The organism is Halorussus salinus (assembly GCF_004765815.2).
Taxonomy (GTDB): Archaea; Halobacteriota; Halobacteria; order Halobacteriales; family Haladaptataceae; genus Halorussus; species Halorussus salinus.
The window spans coordinates 1,299,044-1,322,351 of the sequence record NZ_ML974127.1 but is presented as its reverse complement, the minus strand read 5'-3'; the positions used below and the strand labels follow the sequence as shown (position 1 = coordinate 1,322,351).

Below are 23,308 nucleotides of genomic sequence, written 5' to 3'. Positions count from 1 at the left end.
CCGGGGTTTTACGTGACGGGCTTTCGTGGATTTTTCCGATGGAACTCCGTTGGCTGTACGCGTGGGGACTCGGGTCGGTCGCGCTCGGCGCGGCCTCGCTTCTCGTTCCGCTGTACGTCGTCGCATTGGGGGGCGACCCCGTGGCGCTCGGCCTGCTCGCGGCAAGCGCGGCGCTGTTGGGCACGCCCGGCGCGCTCCTGTGGGGTCGGGTGGCCGACCGGACCGCGAACCGCCGAGCGGTCGTCGTCGGGAGTCTGGTCGGCGTCGCGGCCTCGCTCGGCGCGATTCCGCTGGTCGAGTCGGTGAACGCGGTCCTCGCGCTCAACGCCCTCCTCTGGTTCGTCTCCGCCGCGGGCGGCCCGGTGTTGACTCTGCTGGTCGTGGCCGACGCGCCGGAGTCGGCGTGGTCGCGCCGCATCGCCGAACTGAACACGTATCAGGGGTACGGCTGGGCGGGCGGTCTGGTCCTCGGCACCGTCTGGCTCGGCGTCCTCGCGCCGGTGTTCGCCTCGCCGCTCGCGGCCCGTCGCTGGCTGTTCGCGGTCTGCGGGGCGCTCGCGGCGGTCTCGGCGGCGGCGGCCGCGAGGTGGGTGCCGTCGGTCCCGGCGGCGGCGACCGAACTCGGGCGGAGCGAGCGCAGACGAATCGCCCGACTCCTCTCGCGGAGTCGGCGCAACGCCAAGACCGCGACGTTCCCGTTCACGCCGAATCGGCTCTACTGGACGACGCTCGGGATTCGCCCCCGACGGCTCCTCGCGCGGTTCACGCCGCGCTTGACGGCGTACTTCCTCGCGGTCGCGCTGTTCTCGACCGGGTTCGCCGCGTTCTGGGCACCGCTCCCGGCGTACCTCTCGACGGCGGGCTACGGCGGCGACGCCACCTTCGGTCTCTACCTCGCGACGAGTCTCGCGTCGGCGCTGTGCTACGGCGCTGTCGGGGAGTTGAGCGACCGCTTCGACGCCCGACTGTTCCAGAGCGGCGCGCTCGGCGTCAGGGCCGCGGCCTTCCCCGCGGTCGCAGTCGTCGGCACCGCGGCGGGCGTGGTCGGCCTGACCGCGAGCGGGGTCGTCTTCGCCCTCCTCGGGGTGACGTGGGCGGTCATCGCCGTCACGGGAACCGGACTGGTGACGCGGTTCGCTCCGCCGTCGGTCCGCGGGGAGGCGCTGGGCGTCCACGCCGCGCTGGTGGCCGCGGCGGGCGGCGTCGGCGGTCTGCTCGGCGGCTGGGCCGCTAACTTCGGCTACGGCGTCGCGTTCGCCGTCGCGGGCGGATTAGTCGCTGTCGGCGCGGCCGCGGTGGTCGCGCTCCGCGGACTCTCGGCGGGCGATTCGGGGGCCGGGGCCGACGGGAGCGAGTCGTCCTCACCGAGGAGTGAATCGGCTTCGTCGGGCAACGAATCGCCCTCGTCGGGGAGCGAGTCGGGGACCGACTGACGACCGCGCGTTCGTCGCACGCCGACCGATTCGACGGTATTGTGAAACGTTAGCAAGCATCTAAATCGCTGCGCGTCGAGAGTCGGTCCGGAGGACGATGACAGCAGAACCGACAGCATCGACCGTAGCGCGGCCGCGGTGGCTCAGAACGTGGGGCGGCGGCGTCGTCGCCGGACTCGTCGCCGGAGTGGGGATGGGACTGGTCGTCCAGTTCGGCGCGGGCACGATGGCGCTGGTCGGCGCGCTCTACGGCTACCCGACGGTTCTCGCGGGGTGGGTCGCGCACCTGTTCAACAGCGTCGTCTTCGCGCTAGTCTTCGTCGCGGTGGTCTCCCGACCGCTACTGGCCGAGTACACGACGACGGCGACCGAACTCGTCGGCCTCGGACTGGGCTACGGCGCGGCGCTCGGCGTGTTCACCGGCGGGTTCCTGCTCCCGGTCGGTCTGAACGCGGTCGGTGCGACGGAGTTACCGGTGCCGCTCCTCCCGATTCCGGGACTGGTCGGCGAGTTCACGTTCCCGGTCGTCCTCGGCGTGGCGCATCTGGTCTACGGCGTCCTGCTCGGCGGGGTGTACGCCGCGATTGCGGGCGTCGAGTCCGCGCCGGGAACCGACGAGGCCGGAGTCGGCGGGTGAGCCGACGCCGCGGGAGTCCCGAACGAAACCGGCGGGCGTAGCGGTCGTCCGGGCTGTCCCGGATTCGGACCCGAATCCGCTCCGAGAGCGAGTCTCACCTCGACCCGGAGATATTTGACCCGTGGCATCACAACTCACGGCCATGCACGAGCGAGCCGAGGAGTTCGCCGACCGCGCCGCACGCGAGTACGGATTCGAGGTGGACGTGGAGGAGTTCCCCGAGGGGACCAAGACCGCCGCGGACGCCGCCGAGGCCGTCGGCTGCGACGTGGCCCAGATAGCCAGTAGCATCGCCATGCGGGCCGACGACCGACTCGTCGTGGTCGTGACCAGCGGCGCGAACCGCGTGAGCGAGGCGAAACTCGCGGGGCTTCTCGACCTCACGGAGAGCGACGTGGCGATGGCCGACGCCGGGGAAATCAAGGCCGCGCTCGGGTGGTCCATCGGCGGCGTGCCGCCGTTCTGCCACGACGCCGACGTGCCGGTGTATCTCGACCGGACGCTGACGGAGTTCGAGACGGTGTGGGCCGCCGCGGGGACCCCGGAAGCGGTCTTCCCCATCGACCCGGAGACGCTTCGGGAGTTGTCCGACGCGGAGGTCGCGGACGTGGCGGAGTGACCGGTCGCGCGACGGACCGGCGAAACGACCGGTAAGCCTTTCCGACGACGCTCGGTACTGCCGACATGGACCGGTCGCTCCCGCTCGCCGCGCTCTGCGGGTCGCTGGTCGGCGTCGGGACGCACCTGTTTCTCGTCGCCGACTGGTTCGTCGCGCTGGGACTCGCGGCGGTGTACTTCGGGGCCGCGTACTTCTACGCCGCGTTCGACCTCTCGTTGTTCGGGCGGAGCCTACAGTTCGAGGAGCGAGCGGACAGACTCGGCTACGCGGTCGGCCTGTTTGGCCTGAGCGTGAGTCCGCTGGCGCTCGCCGACCACTTCGGTCACGGTGACGCCACGACCGCTCCCATCGTCGTGTCGCAAGTCGGGGTCGTCGCCTTCTTGCTCCTCGCGTCGAGGGCCGCACACCGGGACTGATGCGACTCTCGGCCGCTCCGACTCGCCGAGGTTCGGTTTTCCGAAACCGCCACCGCTTCCGAATCCTTGATTTTCCGCGCGTCCAAAGCCTCGCGCATGGGTCTCCTCGAAACTGCGCTCGCCACCCTACTGGACGCGAGCCTCGGCGTCTGGCTCGGGAGCATCGTCTTCTTCTCGTTCGTCGGCGCGCCGACGACCTTCGACGTGTTGGGCGACGACGCCGGACGAGTCGTCAACGCCATCTTCCCGAAGTACTACTCGTTCGGGACGGCGCTGGGTTTCGTCGCGTTCGCCGCGGCACTGGTCCACGGCGTTGGCCCCTACGACGGGGTTCTCCTCGCGGCGCTCCCGCTGGTCGGCGTGGCGCTGAACCTCTACGCGCGGCAGGTCCTCATCCCGAAGATGGAGGAGGCTGGCGACGACGCCTTCGCCCAGTACCACAAGCAGTCGGTCGCGCTGAACGGCGTCACGATGCTCGCCATCGCGGTCGGACTGGTCGTCTCGCACCTCTAAAGTGACTGCTAGTTGCTAGAGAATAGACAGACAATGTCGAAAGGAACCTATACCTTGCTCGTAGAACTCGACGCCCCGGCCAGCGTCGCGTTCGGCGCGGCGGGCGAGCGCGACCTGTCCGCGGGGTGGTACGCCTACACCGGGAGCGCGTTCGGGACCGGCGGGTTCGCCCGCGTCGAGCGCCACCGCGAACTCGCCGCCGGGGAGCGCGACGCGCGCCACTGGCACGTCGATTACCTACTGGGCCACCCGGCGAGTCGAATCGCGGACGTGGTGAAAACAGCGAGCGCGGATGTGGAGTGCGAGGTCAGCCGAGAAGTCGAGGAGGGCGACGGCGCGACCGAATCGGTCGCCGGTCTCGGGGCGTCGGACTGCGACTGCGAGTCGCATCTGACGTTCGCGCCCGACCGCGAGGAGCTAGCGCGGTCAGTCCGGCGAGCACACGAGTCGGCGGACGACTGACCGCGAGGAGTTAGCGCGGTCAGTCCGGCGAGCGCACGAGTCGGCGGACGAATGACCGCCGCGAACCGGCGCTCGGCGCTTCGGTCCGACGTAGAGTTAACTGTCTCCGGTCCCGAGACGGAGGTATGCCACTCACGCGCAACGTCGGCAAGTGGGACAGAATCGCTCGCGCAGTCCTCGGGGTCGCGTTGCTCGCGCTGGCGGGCGGCGGGATGCTCCTCGGTTACAGCGGTCTCGGCATCGTCGGAATCGTGGCGGGCGCGGCGCTCCTGTTCAACGCCGCCACGCAGTTTTGCGGCCTCTACGCGCTGTTGGGCGTGGACACCTGCTCGCGGAAATCACACTGAACCGGCCCACCTAGACTTATTAATTTAAATTGGGATAATATTTATACTATGTCGGGCTAGTATAGTGTAACGGGATGTTACATTACTCGAACGGGATTTCCGATTTCGTCGCCCGATTGTACGTTTCTGATACCCCGGATTCCGACCCACGGGAAGAAGCAGACGAGCAGACTGAAGAAGAAAAGGCCGAAGCGGACGATTGAGCATTCTTTTATGGCTGTGACCGCGCCGACCGTACAGGTCATCGTAGTCTTCTTGAGTCTCGTTCCGGGGTACGTCGCCTACGCGACCGCTCGACTCATCGGACACGTCACGATTCCGCTCAAACGGTTCGAGAAGACACTCTGGAGTCTCTTGGGGAGCGGGGTCTCGATCTCGGTTCTCTACTTCCTCTATACGACTCTCACGTCTATTACACAATCGCGTCTGGTTTGGCCGAACGTGGTTCTGACGATAGAATCGCTCGCTGTCGCGTTTCCGTTACTTTTGCTCGTCGCTAGCGGTCTCGGCGTCGTGTCCGGCACGGTCGTCCGAAATCGAAACATCAGGGAACTCAGCAAGGATATTCCGGAACCGACGTGGAACTACCTCATGAAGAAAGCGAGAAACGCGGAGGAACCTATCGAAGTCCGCGTTAATACCGACGCTGGCGACGAAATCCAGGGCTACCTCGGAGCTATCGGGACGACCAACGACATGCGGGACTTACTGCTGGTGTATCCACAGACTATCCGCCGGGAAGATGGTCGAATCACCGATAGAATTACCAACGGAGCGTTCGTGTACGTCCGGGAAAACGCCATCTCCAGCATCTTCTTCGACACGGATTTGGATTTGGATTTATCCGACAGAAACTAATTCGGCTGAGGGCGCGTTCCGACGGAAACGGGGCAGCCGAAGTCAGTACACCGCGTCCTCGATGTCGTCGTCCAACTCCTCGAAGGTGCGGAGGTGGGTGCGGCGCTCGGTCCGGAGTTTCGCCAGTTTCTCGTCCAGATTTGCGACGTTCGCGGCCGCGTCGTACTCGGACACGTCCATCCCCGGCACCTCGCTCGGGACCGTCATGCCCGTCGCCTCGTCGTCGGTCCACTCGACGGTCCCGCGGGCGATTTCCCGCAGTAGCGTCACGGACTCCTCGACGCCCACGTCGCGGCCGCCGAGGTCCCCGGTGTTGAGGACGAAGCAGTCCACGTCGAGGTCGGCCACGAGGTCCCGGAAGCGGTTGCCCTCCTCGCCCTTCGACCCGACGATGAACGGGTTGGTCCCGACGACGCGGATGGACTCGCCCGCCTTCGAGGGGTCGCCCGCGCTGGTCTGGACCGACTCGCCGAGCATGAACGCCGCGGCGGCCTCCTCGGGGGTCAGTTTGGCGACCGGCGGCATCACGGGGTTGCGGGTGATGAAGAAAATCTGGTCTACGCCGTCGAGGTCGATGTCCTCGCCCGCCGACGACAACTGCTCGCGCTCGATGACCGCGCGCCCGTTCGAGGTGTGGCGGTCGCTGTCGAAATCGACCGTCCCGTCGTCGGCCACGTCCACGTTCTCCAAGACCGCCGACTCGTCGGTCACGGCGTCGTGCATCGCGGGTTGCTCGTCGGCGTCGAGTCCGATGGTCTTGACGTAGAGCCCGTTGCCCTCGCTCCCGGCGATGGCTCCGTCCGGGCGGAGCGCGCACACGTCGTCTTGGAGCATCGTGGCCTCCTCGCCCAATTCCTCGTCGAGCCAGAGGCCGTGGGCGGTCAGGGTGGACTTGCCGGTCGCCGACAGGCCGAGGAACGCTTGGCCGACTTCCTTCAAGTCGCCTGCGTCGTCTCGCAAGCGCACGCGCTTGCTCCCGGCGTGGAGACCGAGGCCGCCCTGCTGTTTCGCGTAGTACATGAACAGTCGGAGGAACGACTTCTTGGCCTCGCCGGTGTAGTCGCTCCCGAGGACCGCGGTGACGCCCTCGTCGGGCAGGACGCGGATGGCGGTCTCGTCGGCGTCGGGCACTTGTACCGTCACGAAGTCCGGGTCCGGCGCGGCGTCCGCGCCGTCGGCGTCGCCGCTCTCGACCGGCTCGAAGAGCTTCGACCACGCCAGCGCGATGCGAGCGTACTCCTTCGTGACGAGGAGCCGACAGACGTACGAGTGGTCGGGGTGGCGGCCCATCCGGCGGTCCACGCAGACCATCTCGCGCTCGCTGGCGGCTTCGACGGCCTCCTCGACGCGCGCGTAGTCGGCCGGGCCGAACTCGTCGTCCACGGCGTTCTTCGTCCGGTCGGCGTTGCGCGACCGCTCGTCGCTGACGTACGACGGCGACCCGAACTCGGTGGTCGTTTCCAGATGCGAGGAGAACTCGCGGAGTCGGTCCAGCGACGGGTCGTAGAGTACGTTGCCCGCTTCGACAGGGTCGGGGAGTGCTGTCTCCAGCGACCGAACTGTCTTCCCGGATTCTGACATCGAGTGGAGACAGAGTACCCGGACGTATAATTATGCACCATTTACGCGCTCCTCGGGGGCTGTACTCCGGATTTTTGATTTCGGATGTGAGTAAATAATCTCAGTTTCACGCCGGATGGCGTCGATTGTGACCGAGTAGGTCGCGGTTGTACTCGTCGATTCCCGCCGCGATGAAACGGGACACCACTTTTAAGCGCGAATCGGGCCAACTTTCGGGCGTGGACGAGAATACAGGAGGGTTGTCGGGACTGTTCGCGCCCGAGCGAGTCGCCGTAATCGGCGCGACCGAGAGCGACGGGTCCATCGGTCGTGCGATTACGCAGAACTTGCAGGCCGACTTCGCGGGCGAGACCGTTCCGGTGAACCCCAACTACGACGACGTGCTGGGGTTGGACTGCTACCCCGACGTGGACTCCGTACCGGGTGAACTGAACCTCGCCGTCATCGTCGTGCCGCCGTCGATTGCCGTCGATGCGGTCCGCCAGTGCGGCGAGGCCGACGTGCGCAACGTGGTGGTCATCACCGCCGGGTTCGGCGAGACCGGGAGCGAGGGCGCGAGTCGGGAGCAGGAACTGACCGAGGTCGCCCAGCAGTACGACCTCAACCTCGTCGGCCCGAACAGCCTCGGCGTGATGAGTACGCCGACCGGACTCAACGCCACCTTCGGCCCCGAAAACGCGCTCTCGGGTTCTATCTCCTTCATGAGCCAGTCGGGCGCGTTCATCACCGCGGTCCTCGACTGGGCCAACGACGAGGGCATCGGCTTCAAGGACGTGGTGTCGCTGGGCAACAAGGCCGTGTTAGACGAGACAGACTTCGTGGACGCGTGGGGCGACGACCCCGACACCGACGTTATCTTGGGCTACTTGGAGGGCGTCGAGAACGGCGAGGAGTTCATCGACGCCGCGCGCGAGACGACCGACGACACGCCCATCGTGATGGTGAAATCCGGACGCACCGAGGCGGGCGCGCAGGCCGTCTCGTCGCACACTGGTACGCTCGCGGGGAGCGAGCAGGCCTACGAGGCCGGACTGGAGCAGGCCGGGGTCCTCCGCGTCGAGAACGTCCAAGAGCTGTTCGACTTCGCTCAGATTCTGTCGGGCCAACCGCTTCCCGAGTCCGACGACGTGGCCATCGTGACGAACGCGGGCGGTCCCGGCGTCATGACCACCGACGCGGTGGGCGACTCGAACCTCTCACTGGCGTCGTTCACCGACGAGACCTTGGCCGAACTCTCCGAGGCGATGCCCGAGGAGGCCAACATCTACAACCCAATCGACGCCATCGGGGACGCCGACATCGAGCGATTCGAGGAGGCCCTCGACATCGCCTTGGCCGACGAGAACGTCGGGTGTGCGGTGGTCCTGTCTGCACCCACGGCCGTCATCGACTTCGACGACCTCGCCGAGTCCATCACCGACCTACAGGCCGAACACGGCAAGCCGGTCGCCGCCGTCCTGATGGGCGGCGAGCGCACCGAGTCCGCCAAGGAGAAACTGCGCGAGGGCGGCATCCCGAACTACTTCGACCCGGCCCGCGCGGTCCGGAGCCTCGACGCGCTCTCGCGCTACCGGACCATCAGCCAGCGCGACTACGACGAGCCAGCGGAGTTCGACGTGGACCGCGAACGCGCCGAGGACATCCTCGCCCGCGCCGAGGAGCGCGGCGACAACCGCCTCGGCGTGGAGGCGATGGACCTGCTGGACGCCTACGGGATTCCGACGCCCGAGGGCACCATCGCCGAGGACCCCGAGGAGGCCGTCGCCGCCGCCCAAGACATCGCGGGCGACGTGGTGATGAAAATCGTCTCTCCGGACATCCTGCACAAGTCCGACATCGGCGGCGTGAAGGTCGGCGTCGCGCCCGAGGACGTGTACGACGCCTACGAGGACCTCGTGACTCGCGCCCGGAACTACCAACCCGACGCCGAGATTCTTGGCGTCCAAGTGCAGGAGATGGTGGACCTCGACTCGGGCACCGAGACCATCATCGGGATGAACCGCGACCCGCAGTTCGGCCCGCTCCTGCTGTTCGGACTCGGGGGCATCTTCGTGGAGATTCTGGAGGACACCGAGACCCGCGTCGCGCCCGTGAGCGAGCGCGAGGCCGGAGAGATGGTCGAGGGGATTCGGTCGGCACCGCTCCTGCGCGGGGCGCGGGGTCGGGACCCCGCCGACCGCGAGGCCATCGTGGAGAGCCTCCAGCGCCTCTCGCAACTCGTGACCGACTTCCCCGCGATTCTGGAACTCGACGTGAACCCCCTCGTCGCGGGACCCGACGGCGTGCAGGCCGTGGACGTGCGACTGACCGTGGACACCGACGAACTATGAGGATTACCGAATCATGAAAACGATACTCGTAACCGCGACCGAAGAGAGTACAGGCAAGACCGCGGTCGCGCTCGCGCTGGCCGAGTTGGCCGCCGAGCGCGGCCTCTCGGTCGGCTACATGAAACCCAAGGGAACCCGACTCCAGAGCAACGTCGGCAAGACCTTAGACGAGGACCCGATGCTGGCGCGGGAACTCCTCGGCTTGGACGCCGAGATGCACGACCTCGAACCGGTCGTCTACTCGCCCACCTTCATCGAGCAGGCCATCAAGGGCCGCGAGGACCCCGACGAACTCCGCGAGCAGGTCCGCGAGAGCTTCGACAGTCTGGCCGAGGAGAAGGACCTGATGATAATCGAGGGCGGCGGGAAACTCACCACGGGCGGCATCGTGGGCCTGACCGACCCCGAAGTCGCCGACCTGCTGGACGCCGAGGTCCTGCTCCTCTCGAAGTACTCGCAGGCTGGCGACGTGGACGACGTGCTGGCCGCCGCCGCCGAGGACGTGCGGTCGGGCGGCGACGACCGACTCCTCGGCGTCCTGTTCAACGCCGTCCAAGAGGGCAACTTCGACGGCCTCGACACCGAAGTCGTCCCCTTCCTCGAAGGCCGAGGAGTCCCCGTACTGGGGGTCGTCCCGCGCGAGCAGAAACTCGCTGGCGTGACCGTGGACGGACTCGCCGAGGAGCTATCGGCCGAGCAGTTGAACAGCGCGCCGGGCGACGCCTTCGTGGAGCGGTTCCTCGTCGGCGCGATGTCGGGCGACTCGGCCCTGCGACACCTCCGTCGGACGAAGGACGCCGCGCTCATCACCGGCGGGGACCGCCCCGACCTCCAGCGCGTCGCGCTGGAAGCGCCGGGCGTGAAGTGTCTCATCCTGACCGGGGGCTACCGCCCGCCGGGCGCGGTCATCGGCAAGGCCGAGGAGAAGGGCGTACCGGTCCTACTGGTCCAGTCGGACACGCTGACGACCGTCGAGCGCGCCGAGGACGTGATTCGGAGCGGTCGCACGCGCGACGCCGAGACGGTCGAGACGATGGCCGAACTCCTCCACGACCACGCCGACGTGGAGGCCATCGTCGGCGACGGCGAGACCGATGCGGTCGGTGACGGCGGTTCGTCGGGCGACGAAGACGACGCCGAGTAGGCAGACGAGTACCTACTCTTCTATCGTCACCATCCCTTTCACCGTCTCGGGGTCCATCGCGCGCCGGAACGCGGCGTCTACCTCCCCGAGACCCATCTCGAAGTCCACGATGCCTTCCACGTCCACCTCGCCGTCGGCCAGCAGGTCGATGGCCGCGGGGTAGGTGTTCCGGTAGCGAAACGACCCGCGAACGTCGAGTTCGTTGTCTACGATGTCCAGTACGTCGAGGGGCACCTCGGCTTCGTCGGCGAGACCGACGAAGACGACGGTGCCCCCGCGCCGCACCGCGTCGAGCGACCCAGCGATTGCCGACTCCGCGCCGGAGGCTTCCACGACGACATCGACACCTTCGCCGCCGGTGTGCCGAGCGACCGCTTCGCCGAGGTCCTCCTCGCGGGGGTCGATGGTCGCGTCCGCGCCGCGCTCCTCGGCCCGGTCAAGTTTGCTCTCCACCACGTCGGACACGAAGATTCGGGTCGCTCCGGCGGCACGAGCGGCCTCCATCGCCAGCAGGCCGATGGGTCCCGCGCCGGTAATCAGCACCGAGTCGCCGACGCCGATGTCGCCGCGGCGCGCGACGTGGACGCCGACACTGAGCGGTTCGCAGAGCGCGCCCTCGCGGGTCGATACGTCGGGTGGAAGTCGGTAGGCGAAGTCGGCGGGCCACGCGACGTACTCGGCGAACGCGCCGTCGTCCGGCGGCGTCGCCATGAAGGTCACGTCGGGACAGAGGTTGTACTCGCCGCGCTTGCAGTGGGCACAGCGGCGGCAGGGGACGCCCGGTTCGAGCGCCACCCTATCCCCGGATTCGAGGCCGGACACCTCGTCGCCGACCGCGACCACCTCGCCCGCGCTCTCGTGCCCCAAAATCAAGGGGTCTTCGACCACGTAGTCGCCGATTCGGCCGTGTTCGTAGTAGTGGAGGTCCGACCCGCAGATGCCGACCTCGCCGACCGCGACCAGCACCTCGTCGGGTGCCGGGTCGGGGTCGGGGCGCTCCTCGACCGCGAGTTCGCCCGGTTCGCTCAGGACTGCCGTGCGCATGGCTCGTCGTTCGTCGCGGAGGCCTAAAGCGATTCGTGCGCCGAGTCGGAATCTGCCCGCTGTGCCAACCGCTACCGCACTACCCCATCCGTTATGGTCTCTCCTCGAATACCGACGAGTATGCCCGGCGCAGTGTTCCTCCGAGGAGAGACCGTCACCCTCCGAACCGTCGAGGAGGACGACGTTGAGTTCATGCGCGACACCATCAACGACCCCGCGGTCCGTGAGGGTCTGACGACCGCCTTTCCCATCAACGCCGAACAGGAACGGGAGTACTTCGAGGAGCGAATCTCGAATCAGGAGGACGTGAACCTCGCGGTCTGTGCCGACGGCGAGATGACTGGCGTCGTCGGACTTCACGACATCGACCAGCGGTCGGGCCACTGCGAACTCGGCCTGTGGCTCGCGCCCGAGTACCACGGCGAGGGGTACGGCACCGAGGCCTCGCGCCTGCTGACCGACTTCGCCTTCCGCGAACTCCGGATGCACCGCGTGATGGCGCGGGTCCTCGCCACCAACCCGGCGTCGGCCCGCATCTGGGAGAAGTTGGGGTTCGAGGAGGAGGGCGTCCACCGAGACGAGGCGTTCACCGGCGGCGAGTACGTCGATATGCGGTACTTCGGCGTCTTGGATCACGAGTGGGAAGACCGTGGCGACGAGTAGGTAGTTCCACCGCCAGCACGTCCCGAACCGCTATTTCGGCACGTCTCGACCTGCTATTTCAGTACGTCTCGGACCGCTATTCGAGTACGTCTCGGACCGCTTCGAGGGCGGGGGTGAGGTTCGCCACGTCGCCGTCCATCCCGACGAAGATAGTCGGCACGTCGTCGTAGCCCAGCAGGATGACGTTGACGCCCTCCTCGAACACTTCGACCGAAGCGGTGTAGTCCCCGAGCGGTTCGTGGAGGTCGTCTTTCCGGCCGCTATGTAACTTTTCGAATACTACGTCGTCTACGATCTCGCCGATCTGGTCGGCCGAGTAGTCGTCTGTGGCCGACTCAGACGCGTACGCTATCGAGTACTCCCGATGGCGGAAGTCGCCGTAAAAGACGCCACGCAGGCTATCACCGACAGAACTTTCGAGGGCATCTACCAGTTTTTCCAGTTCCGAATCCATCTATCAGTCGCTTAGGAATCGTCCGTTATTTTTCTTCGGTTCGGTATGCCAAATCTCAGTCACGACAGTCGCTGCGGGGGCACCGGCGGGTTATTTAATCCGGGAGCGAAAATCCGGGGGCGAATGGTAGTCGAACGCGTACTCGCGCTGGCGACGATACTCGTACTCGCGGGGACGTTTCCGCTGGCGGTCGTCGCGGCCCGCGGATTCCGAGGAGCGCCCTTCGGGTCGGTGTTGCGACCGATTCCGGTGGTCCTGCTCGCGTACGTCGGGTTGAACGCGAACGCGGCCCTCGGGGTGTCGGTGCCGCCCCTCTACGAACTCGTCGTGTCGGCGGTGGCGACGATGGCCGCGCTCGTGTCGGCGGCGCACGTCCTCGTCTTGCTCACCGAACGGAGGAAGCTATGACCGGGATGAGTGACCTCAATTCGTTCGTCTTCGTCGCCCAGACGACGATGCTGGTCCTCACGAGTGCGCTCCTCGTCTACCCCGTGGTCGCGTACGCTCGGAACGTCGCCCACACGCGAGGACTGTTGCTCCTCGGCGGAGCGTTCCTCTCGTTGACGGTGTCGTACGTCGCGTCGGTACCGCTCGGGATGTCGTTGGTCTCGTCGGCGTTCGACTTCGTGGCGTCGGTGCTGGCGGCCGCTGGCGTCTGGCAGTTCGCCCGGCCGTTCCTGCGCCTCGACGGCCACGAAGTCGGGCGACCGACCGGGGACGGTACCCCCGACGACGACCCCGACGACGCCACCGGAGGGTTCGAGAGTGCCGGGGACGACTGACGGCCCCATCCGGGTAGACCCCGGCGAGCAGGCGCTGGTGTCGGTGCCCTCGATGGGGTCGCCGCTGACCACCCTGCCGGACGACGCGTTCGAGAATCTGCTGGTCGTCTCGGCCACGGCCGCGCCGGGCAAGGTCGAGTCGCTGGTCGAACGCCGCGGGGGCGACCCCGAGAAGGTCGGCGTCGTCCCGGTCACGGGGTCGCCGACCGAGTATGCCGGTCCGCTCTGGACGACCGACCCGGTAGACCCCAGCGACCTGACCGGTATCAGCATCCGACTCTCGAAGGCGATGGAGTACGTCACGCGCGGCGGGTGGGTCGTCGTGGACAACGTGAACGTCCTGCTGATGTACGGCCGCGAGGAGCAGGTGTTTCGACTGTTCGACTCGGTGGTCTCGAACGCCCGCGAGAAGCAGGCCCGCGGTGCCTACTGTACGGTTCGGGAGGCCGTCACCGACGAGACGTTCGGCCGATTCCGGGACCTCTGTGACCGGGCCATCTCGGTCGAGTAGTCCGGTTGACGACCCGCCGCAGCGTCCGGAAGGGGACATACGTTCGCCGACCCGCTGGACTAATTTTCCGCGTTCTAACTCCGTATACCGATACGGTAAAATTAATATCTCGTCATTTGCTAAGAGTACGCACAGATGAAACGACGAACCTTCTTGACCAGTAGCGTGGCGGCGCTCTCGGCAACTGCCGGATGTCTCGGCGGCGGCGGGGGGAGCGGTGCGAAGCTATCGGCGACGCCGACCGACGGCGACACCGACGGCTACCCGCCCGCGTTCGACGACCAACCGGCCGAGCGAAGCATCGACACCTCGTCGTTCGACACGGTCGAGGAAAACGGGGTGCAGGTGCCGCTGGCACCCATCGACGTGGTTCACTACTGGTACAAGCGCGGCGAGGCCCGCATCGCCGACGCCCGCGGGAAGAAGTCCTACGGGAAGTCCCACATCTACGGCGCGGTGCTGAGTCAGGCCTCCGAGAAGCGACGCGCCAACAACGACCCCGTGATGGACTGGCCCAAGGACGACCTCATCGTCTGTTACTGTGGCTGTCCCCACCACCTCTCGTCCATCCGCGCGTCACAACTCATCAACGCGGGCTACGAGAACGTCTACGTCATCGACGAAGGCTTCTGGGACTGGCACGACAAGGGCTACCCGATGCGGGGCAGTAACGTGACCAGCAAGCCCAAGAGCTGGGTCATCAGCGGCGAGGCCGAGGCCTCGCTCGCGGGCGAGAACGCGTGGGCTCGCCACCGCCCGAGCGGACAGATGGAATCGACCGACATCTCCGACGCCGGGAGCTACGAACTCCACCTCAAGTTCCACGAGGTCGGCCCGGACTCGACCATCGAAGTCGAGACGCCGAGCTACACGGTCGAAGGGAAGTTGAAAGACCTCGCCACCGGCACGGTGCAGGGCTAACCGGCCACGCGATTCTCCTCGGTCTCGGGCGGTCATCCCAGTCTCAGGCGGTCGCGTCGGGCGCTCGACCGTCGTCGAAGGGGTCTTCGAGTTCACCCGTCGTCTCGAAGGCGTCCGTCGGGGTGACCATCCCGACGACCGTCTCGTCGTCGGTGACGAGCGCGAGTTCCCGTCGCTCTTTTCGAAACTGGTCCACGAGTTCGCCGACCGCGACGTTCGGACGTAGCCGATTCCGACGAACTCGACTATCGGCGTGAATCGAGTCTTCTAGCTCGTCGCTTCCGGCCGACGACTCCGAATCCCGTGGGTTTATGCTCGCGCTGTTAGTAGGCTACTAACAACAGTGCCAGACATGCAACGACGAACCGTCGCGCGGAGGGGTCGCCCGTGAACGCCAGCGACCTCTTCGCCGCCGTCACGGAGTACAGCCGTCCGATTATCGCCGTCCTCCTCGTGCTGACCGTGCTGGTCGGGGCGGGCGCGCCAATGGTGGACCAGTCGTCGTCGCTCGACCAGTTCCAGAGCGACAGCACGGCCGCAGAGAAGTTGGACTACATCAACTCCAACTTCTCGTCGGGCGACGAGAATCAGACGACGGTCCAACTCATCGTCCGCGACGAGGAGGGCAACGTCCTCTCGAAAGGGGCGCTCATCGAGAGCCTGCGACTCCAGCAGGCGTTGCGGAGCAACGCCACCGTCAACCGGACGCTGGTGAACGGGACGCCGACGACCGGCGTCGCCAACATCGTCGCCACGGTCGCCATCCGACAGGAGCAGGCGACGGAACTCCGCAAGCAGGGCGCGAAACTCCGAGAGCGCACGCAGGCGCTCAACGAGTCGCGGACCGAGCTTCGAGAGCGGAGTCGGCAACTCAACCGGACCGCCGCGCGACTGAGTACGACGCTGAACCGGACTCGCGAGTTGCAGGCCCGCTACGACCGCCTCAACGCGTCGTACCAGCAGGGCCAACTCAACGACTCCACGTACAGCCAGCGGTCCGAGCAGTTGGAGACGCGACTCCGGCAGGTCCGGACCGCCGCGACCGGGAACCTGAGCGCGAACCAGTCGGCGACGTACGTACGGGCCTTCGAGCAGGTTCGGGGCCTCCAGCAGCGACTCGACCGACTCAACGCTTCGTTCCAGCAGGGCGACATCAACCAGTCCACCTACCGCCAGCGCGCGGGCGAGATTCGGTCGCAGTTCGGGCAAGTGTACCAACTGGGCACGCAGGGCGTGTTGGCCGACGAGTTCCGACAGCTCCAACAGCGCGGGGCCGACCTGCGCGAGCGCGGCCAGCAACTCGCCGAGGAGGGCCAGCAGTTGCAGGAACAGCGCCAGCAGTTGCAAAACGCGTCCGCACCGACCCTCTCCGAGCAGGTCGCCCAGTTGGAGTCGATGAACGACTCCGAGGTGGAGTCGGCGGTCGGCACCGTCCTGAGCGAGGGCGGTTCCGGCCCGTCGAGTCAGGCGTTCGCGTTCATGCCGACTTCCTACGAGCCCGGTAGCACCGAGGCCGACGCGACGATGCTCGTCGTGTTCCAGCAACAGGGCGGGCAGTCGGTCCAGAGCATGGCCTCCGACACCATCGTCGAGTCCCAGACCGCGATGCAGCAGATCGCAAAACAGGACCTCGACCGCGAGGTGTTGGTGTTCGGGTCGGGCATCATCAGCGAGGAGACCAACCAGTCGATGGCAGACAGCATCGCCATCGTCGGCCCGATGGCCCTGCTGTTCGTCGTCCTGACGCTGATAATCGCCTACCGTGACCTGCTGGACATCCTGTTGGGCGTGTTCGGCATCGTCGCGGTCCTCGTCTGGACGTTCGGCTTCATGGGCTGGTTCGACATCACGTTCAACCAGATCTTCATCGCGGTGCCGGTCCTGCTCATCGGCCTCTCCATCGACTACGCCATCCACGTGTTCATGCGCCACCGCGAGGAGCGCGAGGAACACGACGGCGAGAGCGTCCGGGAGGGCATGTCGGTCGCGCTCGCGAGCGTCGGCGTGGCGCTCGTCTGGGTGACCGCGACGACGGTCATCGGCTTCATGTCGAACCTCGTCAGCCCCCTGCCGCCGATTCAGGACTTCGGTATCGTGAGTTCGGTCGGCATCCTCGCGGCGCTGGTCGTCTTCGGCGGCCTGATTCCCGCGCTGAAAGTCGAAATCGACGGTCTCCTCGAAGCCCGCGGCTTCGACCGCAAGAAGCGGGCGTTCGGGACCGGCGGCGGCGCGCTCGGCTCGCTGCTCTCGGTCGGGTCGGTCGCCGCCCGGAAGGCTCCCTTCGTCGTCATCGCGCTGACGCTGGTCCTCTCGGCTGGCGGCGCGTACGGCGCGACGCAGGTCGATACCAGCTTCTCGCAGACGGACTTCCTCGCGGAGGACCCGGCCGACTGGATGAAGGACCTGCCCGAACCGTTCGCGCCCGGCACCTACACCGCGAAGGCGAACCTCGAATACGTCAACGACAATTTCCTGCGACAGGATTCGCAGGCCCAAATTCTCGTAGAGGGCGACGTGGCGACGCCGGACGCGCTCGAAAAGCTACAGCGGGCGAAAGACACCGCGGCCGGGAAGGAGGAGGTCGTGGTCGTCCTCTCGAACGGCGAGCCACAGATTCGGAGTCCGCTCTCGGTGATGGAGCGCGCGGCCGCGCAGAACGAGTCGTTCAACGCGACGCTCGCGGCCGCCGACACCGACGGTGACGGCGTGCCCGAGCAGAACGTTGAGCAGGTTTTCGACGAACTGTTCGCCGTCGCGCCCCAAGAGGCGAAGGGCGTCCTCGTCCGCCAAGACGGGGAGTACGAGGCCGCGCGCATGGTCGTCTCCGTGAAAGGGGGCGCGTCCTCCTCGACGGTCACGACCGAGATGCGCGACATCGCCGCGAACGTGAACGGCGACGGCCTGACCGCGACCGCGACGGGCCAACCCATCGTCTTCGAAATCGTCCAGAAGCAGTTGCTCGATACGGTCATCCAGAGCCTGCTCATCACGCTGGGCGCGACGTTCGCGTTCCTGATGATAGCCTACCGCATCGCTCACGGGAGCGCCACCTTGGGAGCCATCACCCTGCTCCCGGTGGCGTTCAGCGTCTCGTGGATTCTCGGGACGATGTACCTGCTGGGGATGCCGTTCAACGTCCTGACGGGGATGATTACGAGCCTCACGGTCGGTCTCGGGGTGGCCTACAGCATCCACCTCAGCGAGCGCTACACGATGGAACTCGGGCGGCGCGACACCATCTGGGCCGCCATGCGCGAGAGCGTCACCGGGACCGGCGGCGCGCTCCTCGGTAGCGCGGCGACCACGGTCGGCGGGTTCGGCGTCCTCGCGTTCGCCATCCTGCCCGCGCTCCAGCAGTTCGGCATCATCACCGGACTGACCATCGTCTACGCGTTCCTCGCCAGCGTCCTCGTCCTCCCGAGTCTGCTGGTGCTGTGGACGCGCTACCTCGGGCCGGGCGAGGCCACCGCCGCGGACCCGAGTTCGGCGGTCACCCAGAGCGCGGGGACGGAGGTGAGCGAGGACTGATGGACGAAGACGACGCCATCGACGCGCTCGAAGACCTCGGCCTCTCGAACTACGAGGCCAAGGTGTTCGCCGCGCTCCAGCGACTCGGCACGGGGACCGCCCGCGACGTGCATCGGGCGACCGACGTGCCCCGCTCGCAGGTCTACGGCGCGGCCGAGTCGCTGCAAGACCGCGGTCTCGTGGAGGTCCAACAGTCCAAGCCCATCCAGTACCGGCCCGTCAGCCTCGACGCCGCGCAGTCGCACCTCCGCGGCGAGTTCGAGCGCACCCAAGAGCGGGCCTTCGACTACCTCGAAGCCGCCCGGAGGCAGCGCGGCGAGGGCGACGAGGAGCGAGAGGACATCTGGACGGTCCACGGGCGGACCAGCATCGACGGCCGAGTCGAGCAACTCATCGACGAGGCCGAGCGCCGCGTCGTCTTCGGCGTGGGCCGGGACGCCCGCGGTCTGACCGACGACCTCGCCGACCTCCTGCGCGAGCGGGCCGACGCGGGCGTCGAGGTCCTGTTGGTCGGCGACCCCGCGCTCGGCGAACTGTTCGCCGACAGCGACGTGACGGTGATGCAACTCCCGGCCGACCACCCCCACGGCGACGACCCCGTGGGCCGCGTCGTGGTCGTGGACGCCGAGACGGTCCTCCTGAGCGTCAGGGACCGACGCGACGACCCCGAGCTAGAGGAGGAGACCGCCATCTGGTCGTCGAAGACCGGTATCGCGGCGGTCCTCATCCAACTCATCGACGGCGGGTTGGGCGACGCGGCCTCGGTCTGAGATACACCCGTTTTTCCCCCGACAGTTTTCTCGGTCGGTGTCGTAGTCCGGCGCATGTCGTGGTACGCTGTGGCGGCGCTGGACGACGCGCTCGACGCCACGAAATCCCTGCTCACTCCGCTCGACGCCCGCCAGTGGCTCAAACTCGCCGTCGTGGTCTTCTTCCTCGGGAGCGGCGGCGGTGGCGGCCCGTCGGCCAGCGTCGGGGGTTCGACGGGGAGTCCCGCCGACGGACCGGGGATGGCTCCCGGACCGGGCGAACTCGACGTTCCGGCCGAGTTCGGCGAGGTCGTCCCGATACTGCTGGGCGTGGTCGCGGTCGGCCTCGTCGTCGGCCTGCTCTACGTCCTCGTCGGGGCCGTGATGGAGTTCGTCTTCGTGGAGAGTCTGCGCCGCCAACACGTCCGAATTCGGGACTACGCGGGCCAGCACTTCGGCCGCGCGCTCCGACTGTTCGGCTTCCGGGTCGTCCTCGGACTGCTCGTCACCGTCCCTGCGCTCCTACTGGTGGCGAGCGTCGTCGGACTCGCAACCGGCGCTCTCGACCTCTCGGTGGGTCTCCTCGTGGCGTCGATTCCGCTGGTCGTTCTCCTCGGGATTCTGGTCGCCGCGATAGACGCCTTCACGGCCAACTTCGTCGTCCCGGTGATGATTCTGAAGAACGTCGGCGTCCTCGCTGGCTGGCGGCGCTTCTGGCCGACGCTGACCCGCGAGTGGAAGCAGTTCGGCGTCTACGCGCTCGTCCGTGTCGGTCTCGCGCTCGCGGCGGGACTGGTCGCCTCCGTAATCGGGGGCATCGTCGGTGCGCTACTGGTCGCTCCCGTCGCGGTCGTCGGCGTCGTCGGCGTCACGCTGTTCGGCGGCCTCGACGCGGTTGCGGCGAGTCCGGTCGCGGTGGCCCTCCTCGCGCTCGTCGTGCTGGCGTACGTCGTGCTTCTGGTCGCCGTCCTCGCGGTGGTCTTCGTGCCGATTCGGACCTACCTGCGGTACCACGCGCTGTTGGTCCTCGGAGACGCCGACCGGGAGTTCGACCTGATTCCGGAACTGCGCCGCGAGATACGCGAGGCGGGGTAGTCCTCGGAGGAGAGCCGAGGAGTTCTCACCGAAACGCGGCCCGGAGTTGCCGGGAGACCGTCTCGTCGTCCAGCAGTTCGCCGTCGCGCCGGACGTGGACGACCGGCGCGTCGTCCATCCGGAGCCACTCGGCGTCGCCGTCGCCCGAGAGCGTCACCGACCGCGAGACCGACCGGGCGGCGGGACGCCGACGGCCGGACGCCCCGCTCGCGCGCTCGGTTCCGCTCGCGCCGTCGCCTGCGCGCTCGCTCCGCTCCCGCGCGTCGAGCGCGAGCGGCGCGGCGGTTCGCTCGATAGCCACGATGGGGATATTTTCGAGGTAGGGGTCCACTTCCCGGAGGAGTTTCCGGTACTCGACCACGAGGTCCACGGCCTCCTCGGCGGCGGTTGCGTCGGGGAACGACTCGCCGCGGACGGGGACCGGGCACTTACCCGAGAGCGGACAGACGACGGCGAAATCGCCGTCCGGCTCGGTCAAGTCGGTTATCCGCTGGCGGAGGTGTTCGAGGGAGTCTGTCATAGGGACTCGGTGGCCAGCCCTCAACCGACCGAGTAAGCAGTTTCGGAATCGGCATCGGCCGGAAAACTGATAGAAGAGTCAGACGCGCGCGCTGAGGTGCTTCCGGACCGCGCGCTGGCAGTCGGCCAGTAGCGCGTCGAGTTCCGCGAGGTCGGCCAACACGGGATGGTCGTCGCCGAACTCGCCGTAGAGGTGGTCTATCAGTTCGGCCTCCCGAATCCCGGTCAGACCGTCGTTTCGGGTCTCTCGAATCGCGGCCTGTCGCTCGGCCGCCAGTCGGTCGCAGGTCTCGCGGAACTCGGCGAGTCGGTCGTGGCGCGCCCGTAGCTCCTCGAAACCCAGTTGGAGGAGCGGCGTCTCGTCGGCGGTGGCGAGCCAGTCGAGCATTCGGTCCAGTTCGTCCGCAATCTCCCGAACGCGCTCGCGCTCGCCCTCGATACCGTCGGCAAGCAGGCGACACTCCTTGCGGCGCTGGTCGGCGCGCGAGACCAGTTGGCGCTTCAGGCCCGTCGAGAATCCGCCCGCCGCGGGCGAGAGCGCCGCGGTCAGTTCCGGCGACAGTTCGTCGGCCATCGCCTCCTGCATCGAGTCGGCGTCGGCGTAGGGCAGGACCGTCTCGCCGAACGCCTCGCGGACCGTCGCCGCGCTGTCGGTCGAACTGCTCGCGGTCGTCCCCACCGCCAGCGCGCCCCCGGCCGACCGGCCCGACTGTGCGCTCCGACTGCCGCGGCCGCTCGCGTCGGTCGGCACGTCCGCGACCCGCTCGCGGAACTCGCCGAACGCCGCGACCTTCTCCTCGATGCGGTCGCGCTCGCTGGCCGCGCGCTCCATCGCCGCGGGCGTCCGGCGGTCGAGCGACGCCTCCACGCCTCTCGTCGGGAACTGGTCGGTCATAGCTTCGATTCGAGTTGGCGCTCTACCGCGTCGTCGGGGAGCGGTTCGCCGTCGCTCCGGACGTGGACCAGCGGCGCGTTGTCCATCCGGAGCCACTCGGACTCACAATCGCCCGAGAGCGTCACCGACCGCGAGGTCCGGGGCAGGCCGTTCTCGCGGGTCTCCTCGGTGCGCTTGCGGGTCGAGACCGCCGTCGGGGGGTCGTCGGCCCGCTCGTACACCGAGAGGCGACGCTCGGGGAGGTTCGGGTCGGACTCGCGCAGGAGTTCGCGATACGAGCGCGCGAGGGCCGCCGCCGAGGAGGCCGCCTCCTCGGTGGGGAACCGGCGGCCCGAGAGCGGCGCGGGGCGCTCGTCCGTGTCGGCACACGCGACGTAGAAATCGCCCTCCTCGGCGGCGAGGTCGGCGATTTCGCGGCGGATGGCGTCGAGGGAGTCGGGCATGGTTTAGGCTAACCTAATCTGAATTAGGCTGGCCTAAAAGGAGTTTCGGTCGGAAGTGAGAACTCGATGGAGCCGCGGCTGTCGCGGGTAGATCGAGGAAGCCGAGGCCGATTCGGTCGGATTCAAAACGACGTGTGCTCGCCGACCAACTCCACCAGTTCGTCTTTCTCGACGTGCCCTCGGACGCGCTCTTGGCACTCGCCGTCGGCGTACACCTCGAAGGCGGGCGTCGCCTCGACGCCCCGCTCCAAGGCCAACTTCTGGTGGTGGACGACGTTGACTTTCGCCACCGCCGCGAACGTCTCGCGCGCGACCGACTCCACGACGGGGTGGAGCCGCTGGCCCGCGCCGCCGTCGGCGTAGTAGTGGACCAACACGACTTCGTGAGCGGTCACCGTCCGGTCGAAGTTCTGCGAGCCATCGACGTAGACCGGCGAGGCTGGCGCACCGAGGCCCTTCTCCTGTGCGAGCGCGCGCTTCTTGCGCTCTCGGACTGCGTCGAGGTCCTCGTCCATATCGGTCGAGAATTGTGAAGGGGGTGACTTAATTTTGTGGTCCGCTTCTCACGCCCGATAATCTACGCCGCGGCGGACGCGGCGACACCGTCTTCGTTCACGAGTTGACGATACGCACCGACGAGTGCCGCGGCGTTGAACACCGAGGCGAGGCCGGTGGTGGCTCCGGTCAGAAGCGCCCCGACGAGCGGATCGACGACTCCGAACAGGCCTCCGACGGCACCGACGATTCCGGAAGCGATAGCGACGACGACGCCGAGGGCGAACAGACGGAGGCGGTTGCCGGACGCGAGTTCCCAGCTCCGTTTGAACGAGGCTCCGACTCCGGCGTCCTCGACGGCGGCCACGAGGGCGGCGAACACGAAGCTGACCGCGAGGAAGAGTCCGGGGAGGACCAAGAAGACGAAGCCGACGAACGTCGCTACGAACACGAGGATGCCGACGACGAGTACGACGCCGACGGTCCGCGCGAGCCGACGGGTGTGGTCTGCGGTCGGCACGGCGTCGATGTCCGCGTACAGCGCGCGCATCGCGACTATTCCGAGGGCGGTACCGGCGAGGACGAGCGCGGCAGTGAACACGGCACTGACGGTCATCGGTAGTTCGAGGGCGAGCGGATACGATTGTGACAGTTGGCCGCTGTCGAGGACGCTGTCGAACGCCTCGATGAACAGCGATTGAAAGACGACCTGCGTGACGACTTGGAAGAGTACGTACGCGGCGACGAGAGTCGCCCCGCCGCGCGTGGCGAGTTTATCGACTCCGTAACTCAACGAACGTCTAATACTAAGTTTCGAAGACACGGACTCACGTTTCTAGTTATATCGTATATATTTTTATTTTGGGGGC

27 protein-coding genes are annotated in these 23,308 nt (G+C 67.2%); 18 read left to right on the top strand and 9 right to left on the bottom strand.

Annotated elements, in window-relative coordinates; all coding sequences use genetic code 11:
* The first annotated feature begins 38 nt into the window (after positions 1 to 38).
* The 8 genes from EPL00_RS06700 to EPL00_RS06665 all read left to right on the top strand — a co-directional run bounded on the left by EPL00_RS06700 (position 39) and on the right by EPL00_RS06665 (position 5,285).
* Positions 39 to 1,433: an MFS transporter gene (locus tag EPL00_RS06700; protein WP_135851233.1), complete on the top strand. Its 1,395-nt coding sequence runs from the start codon at positions 39 to 41 to the stop codon at positions 1,431 to 1,433.
* A gap of 97 nt (positions 1,434 to 1,530) precedes the next feature.
* Positions 1,531 to 2,070, top strand: coding sequence for a hypothetical protein (locus tag EPL00_RS06695; RefSeq protein WP_135851234.1), 540 nt, complete (start codon positions 1,531 to 1,533; stop codon positions 2,068 to 2,070).
* Positions 2,071 to 2,212: 142 nt separating this feature from the next.
* Entirely contained in the window at positions 2,213 to 2,689 is a 477-nt protein-coding gene (locus tag EPL00_RS06690) for a YbaK/EbsC family protein (protein ID WP_135851235.1), read from the top strand.
* A 65-nt stretch (positions 2,690 to 2,754) separates the two neighbouring features.
* Positions 2,755 to 3,105: a hypothetical protein gene (locus EPL00_RS06685; RefSeq protein WP_135851236.1), complete on the top strand. Its 351-nt coding sequence runs from the start codon at positions 2,755 to 2,757 to the stop codon at positions 3,103 to 3,105.
* 96 nt (positions 3,106 to 3,201) lie between these two features.
* On the top strand, positions 3,202 to 3,618 hold the full coding sequence (locus tag EPL00_RS06680; RefSeq protein WP_135851237.1) for a DUF4149 domain-containing protein: 417 nt from the start codon (positions 3,202 to 3,204) through the stop codon (positions 3,616 to 3,618).
* A gap of 33 nt (positions 3,619 to 3,651) precedes the next feature.
* Positions 3,652 to 4,080, top strand: coding sequence for a GIY-YIG nuclease family protein (locus EPL00_RS06675; RefSeq protein WP_135851238.1), 429 nt, complete (start codon positions 3,652 to 3,654; stop codon positions 4,078 to 4,080).
* A 125-nt stretch (positions 4,081 to 4,205) separates the two neighbouring features.
* On the top strand, positions 4,206 to 4,427 hold the full coding sequence (locus EPL00_RS06670; protein WP_135851239.1) for a YgaP family membrane protein: 222 nt from the start codon (positions 4,206 to 4,208) through the stop codon (positions 4,425 to 4,427).
* Positions 4,428 to 4,640: 213 nt separating this feature from the next.
* The gene (locus tag EPL00_RS06665) at positions 4,641 to 5,285 is read left to right on the top strand and encodes a DUF6338 family protein (RefSeq protein WP_135851240.1); all 645 of its coding nucleotides are present in this window, start codon (positions 4,641 to 4,643) and stop codon (positions 5,283 to 5,285) included.
* Positions 5,286 to 5,327: 42 nt separating this feature from the next.
* Here the strand turns inward: EPL00_RS06665 and EPL00_RS06660 are convergent, their stop codons facing one another.
* Positions 5,328 to 6,866 (bottom strand): phosphoenolpyruvate carboxykinase (ATP), encoded by a 1,539-nt coding sequence (locus EPL00_RS06660; RefSeq protein WP_135851241.1) that lies wholly within the window; start codon positions 6,864 to 6,866, stop codon positions 5,328 to 5,330.
* 218 nt (positions 6,867 to 7,084) lie between these two features.
* Between EPL00_RS06660 and acs the strand changes: the two genes are divergently transcribed.
* Positions 7,085 to 9,196, top strand: a complete 2,112-nt coding sequence (acs, locus tag EPL00_RS06655; protein ID WP_238398138.1) for an acetate--CoA ligase alpha subunit — start codon at positions 7,085 to 7,087, stop codon at positions 9,194 to 9,196.
* A 13-nt stretch (positions 9,197 to 9,209) separates the two neighbouring features.
* Entirely contained in the window at positions 9,210 to 10,340 is a 1,131-nt protein-coding gene (locus EPL00_RS06650; RefSeq protein WP_135851243.1) for a phosphotransacetylase family protein, read from the top strand.
* A gap of 12 nt (positions 10,341 to 10,352) precedes the next feature.
* Here the strand turns inward: EPL00_RS06650 and EPL00_RS06645 are convergent, their stop codons facing one another.
* Complete coding sequence (locus EPL00_RS06645) at positions 10,353 to 11,384, bottom strand: NAD(P)-dependent alcohol dehydrogenase (RefSeq protein ID WP_135851244.1); 1,032 nt, start codon at positions 11,382 to 11,384, stop codon at positions 10,353 to 10,355.
* A gap of 120 nt (positions 11,385 to 11,504) precedes the next feature.
* Between EPL00_RS06645 and EPL00_RS06640 the strand changes: the two genes are divergently transcribed.
* On the top strand, positions 11,505 to 12,047 hold the full coding sequence (locus EPL00_RS06640; protein WP_135851245.1) for a GNAT family N-acetyltransferase: 543 nt from the start codon (positions 11,505 to 11,507) through the stop codon (positions 12,045 to 12,047).
* 76 nt (positions 12,048 to 12,123) lie between these two features.
* Here EPL00_RS06640 and EPL00_RS06635 read toward each other — a convergent pair whose 3' ends face one another.
* Positions 12,124 to 12,501, bottom strand: a complete 378-nt coding sequence (locus tag EPL00_RS06635; protein ID WP_135851246.1) for a hypothetical protein — start codon at positions 12,499 to 12,501, stop codon at positions 12,124 to 12,126.
* Positions 12,502 to 12,624: 123 nt separating this feature from the next.
* On the opposite strand from EPL00_RS06635, the gene EPL00_RS06630 reads away from it, so the two are divergent.
* The 4 genes from EPL00_RS06630 (at position 12,625) to EPL00_RS06615 (ending at position 14,715) form a co-directional block, all read left to right on the top strand.
* Complete coding sequence (locus EPL00_RS06630; RefSeq protein WP_135851247.1) at positions 12,625 to 12,909, top strand: hypothetical protein; 285 nt, start codon at positions 12,625 to 12,627, stop codon at positions 12,907 to 12,909.
* Positions 12,906 to 13,283 carry a hypothetical protein gene (locus tag EPL00_RS06625; RefSeq protein ID WP_162224164.1) on the top strand — a complete coding sequence of 126 codons (378 nt, stop codon included), beginning with the start codon at positions 12,906 to 12,908 and terminating at the stop codon, positions 13,281 to 13,283. The genes EPL00_RS06630 and EPL00_RS06625 overlap by 4 nt, the downstream gene beginning before the upstream one ends.
* Positions 13,267 to 13,794, top strand: a complete 528-nt coding sequence (locus tag EPL00_RS06620; RefSeq protein WP_135851249.1) for a DUF7504 family protein — start codon at positions 13,267 to 13,269, stop codon at positions 13,792 to 13,794. The genes EPL00_RS06625 and EPL00_RS06620 overlap by 17 nt, the downstream gene beginning before the upstream one ends.
* Before the next feature lie 135 nt (positions 13,795 to 13,929).
* Positions 13,930 to 14,715: a rhodanese-like domain-containing protein gene (locus EPL00_RS06615; protein WP_135851250.1), complete on the top strand. Its 786-nt coding sequence runs from the start codon at positions 13,930 to 13,932 to the stop codon at positions 14,713 to 14,715.
* 43 nt (positions 14,716 to 14,758) lie between these two features.
* Here EPL00_RS06615 and EPL00_RS06610 read toward each other — a convergent pair whose 3' ends face one another.
* On the bottom strand, positions 14,759 to 14,911 hold the full coding sequence (locus EPL00_RS06610; protein WP_162224163.1) for a hypothetical protein: 153 nt from the start codon (positions 14,909 to 14,911) through the stop codon (positions 14,759 to 14,761).
* Positions 14,912 to 15,102: 191 nt separating this feature from the next.
* Here EPL00_RS06610 and EPL00_RS06605 point away from each other — a divergent pair, with 191 nt between their 5' ends.
* The 3 genes from EPL00_RS06605 to EPL00_RS06595 are packed head-to-tail and all read left to right on the top strand — an operon-like array spanning position 15,103 to position 20,087.
* Entirely contained in the window at positions 15,103 to 18,243 is a 3,141-nt protein-coding gene (locus tag EPL00_RS06605) for an MMPL family transporter (RefSeq protein WP_202932550.1), read from the top strand.
* Positions 18,243 to 19,013, top strand: coding sequence for a TrmB family transcriptional regulator (locus EPL00_RS06600; protein ID WP_135851251.1), 771 nt, complete (start codon positions 18,243 to 18,245; stop codon positions 19,011 to 19,013). The genes EPL00_RS06605 and EPL00_RS06600 overlap by 1 nt, the downstream gene beginning before the upstream one ends.
* Positions 19,014 to 19,067: 54 nt before the next feature.
* The gene (locus EPL00_RS06595; protein WP_135851252.1) at positions 19,068 to 20,087 is read left to right on the top strand and encodes a DUF7544 domain-containing protein; all 1,020 of its coding nucleotides are present in this window, start codon (positions 19,068 to 19,070) and stop codon (positions 20,085 to 20,087) included.
* Between the two features lie 25 nt (positions 20,088 to 20,112).
* On the opposite strand, the gene EPL00_RS06590 is transcribed toward EPL00_RS06595, so the two are convergent.
* The 5 genes from EPL00_RS06590 to EPL00_RS06570 form a co-directional block, all read right to left on the bottom strand.
* Positions 20,113 to 20,607: a DUF7552 domain-containing protein gene (locus EPL00_RS06590; protein WP_135851253.1), complete on the bottom strand. Its 495-nt coding sequence runs from the start codon at positions 20,605 to 20,607 to the stop codon at positions 20,113 to 20,115.
* A gap of 78 nt (positions 20,608 to 20,685) precedes the next feature.
* Positions 20,686 to 21,501, bottom strand: a complete 816-nt coding sequence (locus EPL00_RS06585) for a DUF7260 family protein (RefSeq protein ID WP_135851254.1) — start codon at positions 21,499 to 21,501, stop codon at positions 20,686 to 20,688.
* A complete protein-coding gene (locus EPL00_RS06580; protein WP_135851255.1) occupies positions 21,498 to 21,944 on the bottom strand; it encodes a DUF7552 domain-containing protein in 447 nt (148 codons plus the stop codon). The genes EPL00_RS06585 and EPL00_RS06580 overlap by 4 nt, the downstream gene beginning before the upstream one ends.
* Positions 21,945 to 22,066: 122 nt before the next feature.
* Positions 22,067 to 22,459: a thioredoxin family protein gene (locus tag EPL00_RS06575; RefSeq protein ID WP_135851256.1), complete on the bottom strand. Its 393-nt coding sequence runs from the start codon at positions 22,457 to 22,459 to the stop codon at positions 22,067 to 22,069.
* Positions 22,460 to 22,521: 62 nt separating this feature from the next.
* Positions 22,522 to 23,232: a hypothetical protein gene (locus EPL00_RS06570; RefSeq protein WP_202932549.1), complete on the bottom strand. Its 711-nt coding sequence runs from the start codon at positions 23,230 to 23,232 to the stop codon at positions 22,522 to 22,524.
* Between the last annotated feature and the right edge of the window lie 76 nt (positions 23,233 to 23,308).